The sequence below is a fragment of the Rubrivirga sp. genome, from assembly GCF_049648075.1.
Classification (GTDB): Bacteria; Bacteroidota; Rhodothermia; order Rhodothermales; family Rubricoccaceae; genus Rubrivirga.
The window spans coordinates 1-2,483 of sequence record NZ_JBARYR010000136.1; the positions used below are offsets into that span (position 1 = coordinate 1).

General features: G+C 68.1%; 3 protein-coding genes. 1 reads left to right on the forward strand and 2 read right to left on the reverse strand.

The window, feature by feature from the left end; translation table 11 throughout:
• Nucleotides 1–504, forward strand: a 504-nt coding sequence (locus WBA11_RS03875; protein ID WP_424519410.1) for a hypothetical protein, incomplete at its 5' end; no start/stop codon positions are given.
• Nucleotides 505–647: 143 nt separating this feature from the next.
• Here the strand turns inward: WBA11_RS03875 and WBA11_RS03880 are convergent.
• Nucleotides 648–2,159, reverse strand: a complete 1,512-nt coding sequence (locus WBA11_RS03880; protein ID WP_424519411.1) for a M56 family metallopeptidase — start codon at nucleotides 2,157–2,159, stop codon at nucleotides 648–650.
• Nucleotides 2,152–2,483, reverse strand: a 332-nt coding sequence (locus tag WBA11_RS03885; RefSeq protein WP_424519412.1) for a BlaI/MecI/CopY family transcriptional regulator, incomplete at its 5' end; no start/stop codon positions are given. The genes WBA11_RS03880 and WBA11_RS03885, both read right to left, overlap by 8 nt.

The window sequence follows — 2,483 nt, forward strand, 5'->3', positions numbered from 1 at the left end:
GACAGCGCCGGCACCGACCTCGAGGACGACGGCCCTCCGCCCCCCGCTAGTGCGACCGTCACGGTCGATCTCGCCTCCATCCGCGCCGTCCGCGACTGCGACAGCGGAGACAACCCAGGCGACTTCCACTTCCGCGTCTCCTTCGTCGACGGCCGCAACCAATCGATCGGATCGGTCGTCGAGATTCCGGCCGGCCGCTATGGCAGCGACGGCACCGAGGCCAACACCATCCAACTCGACGACGGCGAGTCGTTCCCGCTCAACGAGTCGGTCTCGTTCACGCTCCCCGAGCAAGACGGGAGCGCGTTCACGGTCCAGTTCATGATGATCGAGTGGGAAAGCGCCACCGCACGTGACGCTCAGGCCGACGACGCGAGCCGGCTCGGCACCTACGAGTTCGTCGACGGTCGCTTCCGCAACATCGCCGGCAGCCAGGCTCTGGTTATCAACCCGACCTCACGGACCTGCCAGACGCGATTGGAGTATTCCATCACCGTCGGCTAACGCCCGTCCTCGACGGATGCTCGTCCTCGAGGACGGGCCGTTCACGCAAAGAGCCCCGCGAGTGTCAAAGCTCGCGGGGCTTCTGCGGTCCAGGGCTCTCGCTCGTGGAAACGACGACACCGATCGCTAGACGAGAGACGTCTCTACCGCTCGATCCGCTCCCCGGACGCCGTGATGACGACGAGTGTGCCCGCGATGCCGTCAGCAACGAAAGCATTGGTGACAGACACGGCGGCGCTTCGCGATTCGCCGGGCTTCATTCGGACCTCGTAGCGTGGTGCGTCATTGGTGCGCTGGCGTACCGACACTGACTCGATACCGTCGGCGGTGAGAGACGCCGGAATAGCTGGTGGTGGCGCCGGAGCTGGTGGTGGCGGTGGCGGTCCCGGCGCCGGTGGGGGAGGTGGCGGCGGAATCAGCTCCAGCCGAATCGTCGGCCGCTCGATCTCACGTCCATCCGCGTCGATCACGACGAGGGCCGTCTGTGCGTCTCCGTCTCTAGAGAGGTAGTCCGCGACGCGGACAGCATCCTGACTGGAGGTGCCGGGGTTCAGCCGGACTCGCACTCTCTCGATGTCATCTCCTTCCCTCCAGACCGAGACCTCTTGAACCTTCTCCAGCAAGGGGTGGCTCTGGAACGCCGGTGGAGGCGGCGGTGGAGGAGGGGGAGGCGGCTGCGCATCTGGGACAGCCGCCGTTGCGAGTAGAAGCGGGACGAGGAACAGGGCCGCGCCGAGAAACCGGGCGAGATGTTTTCTATCGGGTCGAACTCGAGTCATAGCGGTAAGCCGGTGAATGAGGATGGACGAGGAGGCACCGAGCGCGAGCGGCGGCGCGGACTGGTGGGCAAAGCTGGTCAAGAGGCGGCCATACCGTTCTGCCCGGTCCGGCCACGTCCCGATCACGTCGGCATCCGCGACGCGCTCCCGGTCGAGGTCGAGGCCACGGCGCAGAACGTGGACCAGCGGGTGCCACACGAACACGGCGCCGACGACCTGCTCGGCGAGGTGCCACCCGAAGTGGTCGCGGCGGACATGGGACAACTCGTGCAGGAGCGCGAGTTCGAGGGCGTCGCCCTCGAGGTCGCTCGGGACCGCGACGACCGGGCGCCACCAACCGATCGTGAACGGCGCCCGCCCGACCTCGATGTGGACGGCCTCGACGCGCCGCTCGATGCCCAGGCGAGTGGCGAGCGCTGTGGTGGTCGCCTGAACCTCTGGCGTGGCCGGCCGGAGCGTGCGGCGCGTTCGGCTCAGCCAAAACACGCCGCCGGCGAGAACAGAGAGCGCCGCCAACGCCGCTCCCACCGCGCCGAGGGTCAAGCCGCCGATCAGGACATTGGTCCACGAGAGGATGGGCGCAGCCCCGTCCTCGAGGACGGATCCCTCACCGGCGAGCACCACGATCTCGCCGAGCGCGGGAGCAGCCACGAGCGAGGGAATGAACGGGGCCAGAAGCGAGGGGAGGGCGACCAGCGCCGGCAAGAGCGCCAGCGAGGCGCCGCGGACCCACGACCCGACCGCCGCGGACGGACCGGTCTTCTCGAGGACGATCTCGACGGCCAGCACCAGAACCGTCCACAAGAGAACGGGCGTCCAGAACGTGACGCTGCTGAGCTCGCCGATCTCTGCCAGCGTGTAGAGGATCTCAGTCATCGGTCCGGCCCTCGCGTCCAAGCTGGTCGAGAAGCCGCTCGACCTCCGCCTGCTCGTCCGGCGTCAGCGACTCGTGGCGCGCCAAGGTCTGGATCAAGCTCCGCGCCGACCCGCCGAACACCTTGTCGACGACCGAGGTGAGGAGCGAGCCGCGGACCTGGTCGGCCGGTTGGGCGGCGGTGTAGACGAACGTGGCGCCGTCGCGCTCGTAGCTCAGGTACCCCTTGTCCGCGAGGTTCTTGATGATGGTCGTGACCGTGGTGTAGGCGAGGTCGCGCTCGATCCGGTCGTGGACCTGGCGTGCCGTCGCCCGGCCGAGCTCCC